Raw genomic sequence first — 2606 nt, forward strand, 5'->3', positions numbered from 1 at the left:
GGAGTAAAGGTAGACTGGGTAGAATTTGATGGGGAGTACAGTCATCAGAAAGTAACATTGCCTACTTACCCATTCCAACGACAAAGGTACTGGATAGATAACTATTCACGGGGGTCAAGTTCTGTTTCAGTTAGCAGTAATAATGGTTTTGTTACGGACGAGGGAACATCAAATTCTTTATTAGGTCGTAAATTACCTTTACCATTTGCAAAACAATTCCGCTTTCAGACTAAATTAACTCATGAGTTTCCTTCTTATGTGAAAGACCACAGATATTACGGTCAAATAGTTGTAGCTGGTGCGTCTCATATTGTTCTTGGTTTACTTGCTGGCAAAGACGCGCTAAATAGTGAGTCTTGCGTTGTAGAAAATATTGAATTTTTGCAGATATTGGGAGCAGATGAAACTTCTAGTCGCACAGTGCAAATAGTCCTTGAGCAAGAAAAAGAAACAGAATATACCTATCAGTTGATAAGTTGTGAGGCAGGAACAGAATACGACCCATTAACTACTTGGACGGTTCACACCAAGGCAAAAGTTCGCTCTATTAAGAATTCAGAGTTACCGAAAGAAAATATTGATATTGCAGCAGTAAAAAGCCGATCTATTCAGTCTCTTTCCAGCGATGAATATTACTCAGCTGCACTAGGACCGATGAAAGGAGATTTTCACCTGGGACCGACATTTCAATGGACTGAAGCAGCTTGGATAAGTGGTAAAGAAAGCTTGATAAAAGTAAAATCAGGTGAAAACAATGAAGAGATGCAGGAATATTGGCCTCATCCAGGTATGGTTGATTCTGGAATTGTTCCAGTAGCTCTGTTGTCATTACTTCAGGAGTTTTCTCAGAATGCTGAGAATAATGGTAACGGCAAAAAAACTTTCATCAATAGTGAGACGGAAGTTCCTACCTACGCATTTGCTACAGCGAAGAGTTTTAAGTTTTTCGATAGTTTTGACATTGATGATGACTTATGGTATTACACCAAAATTGACGAGTCAAGTTCTTACGACGAAGGAGAACTTCGAGGTGATACTTACTTACTCAATGGAGATGGCAAGGTATTAGCGGAATATAATGGTATAGACTTCCGTCAACTAAGTCGCAAGTTATTGTTGAGAAGTTTTGGACTAGATTTCAGTCAGTGGCAATATCAAACACAATGGCAACCAGAGGCATTAATGCCGATCGCGGTACAAGAAACAGGAACTTATCTGCTATTTGCCCCTACATCAAACAGTAAGTTAAAAGAATGGAGCGATCGCCTGAACTCCCAATTATTAGAGCAAGGTCATCAATGTATTGTAGTTTATCCAGCAGATAGTTACAAAAAGTTAGCCTCTGAAGACAAAAAGCAGACTATTCAATTATCTCCAACAGAACCAGAACATTTTCAAAAGTTACTTGATGAGGTAAATGAATCAACAGAAGAGTTACCTTTGAAGGGTATTATTCACCTGTGGAGTTTAGATACTGATGTTGAGAATTTGACGAAAACAGAAGAGCTAATTTGTGCTAGTGTAATTAATTTATTACAAGTAGTCAAATCGCTAGAAAAATTACCTCCTTTGTGGTTAGTTACTCAAGGTGTGGCATTAGGTCAAGAATCAGAAGTCAAGAATAATGCCCAACCGCAACAAGCTCTTTTGTGGGGATTAAGTAAAGTTATAACCTTGGAGTACCCAGGTTTAGGCTGTTGTTGTTTAGACCTTGACCAGAGTGCTGAGGAACAAGAAACTTTAAAATCTTTACTGGGAGAGATCGCCCATAATCAGACATTAACTAGCGGAGAACATCAAGTACGCTATCGGCAAGGTGAACGTCAAGTAGCAAGACTAACTCAACCAAGGTTAGATACCGATGCCAAGTTAGCTATTCAGACGGAAGCAACTTATTTGATTACTGGTGGTTTAGGTGCTTTGGGATTAGAAGTTGCTCAGTTCCTCGTACAACAGGGCGTTAAGAGTATAGCTTTGATTGGGCGCAACTCTCCATCGGAAACTGCTAAGGAAAGTATTCAAGAATTAGAAGCAGCAGGAACTAAAGTTTCAGTATTCCTCGGGGATGTCTCTGTGGAAAAAGATATGGTTGATATTTTCCAAAAGATACAGACATCCTTACCTCCCCTAAAAGGTGTGATTCATGCTGCCGGAGTTATAGATGATGGGTTCATACAACAAATTACTTGGGAACAATTCACAAAAGTTACTGCTCCTAAAGTTGCCGGAACTTGGAATCTACATAAACTAACAAAAGATATACCATTAGATTTCTTTGTTTGCTTCTCCTCTCTTGCATCAGTATTAGGTTCCCCCGGTCAAAGTAACTATGCTGCAGCTAACGCCTTTATGGATGCAGTTGCCCAATATCGTCAGAATTTAGGATTACCAGGATTGAGTATTAACTGGGGACCTTGGGCAAATATTGGTATCGCAGCTCGACTTGGGGCACAACAACAAAGTCGTTTACAAAGCCAAGGTTTGCAAGGAATTCAAACGGAGCAAGGATTACAAGCTTTAGAAGAAATGTTGACTACCCAGGAAGCACAGATAGCAGTATTTAACATTGACTGGCCGCACTTATTGGGTCAGTTTGGACCGATGAC

The 2606-nt window shown here is 39.7% G+C and carries 1 protein-coding gene; it reads left to right on the plus strand.

The features are described from left to right. The coding region (locus AC3DU7_RS24410) for an SDR family NAD(P)-dependent oxidoreductase (protein ID WP_488041891.1) at positions 1–2606 on the plus strand (2606 nt) is incomplete at both ends.

Source organism: Okeania sp. (genome assembly GCF_983059655.1).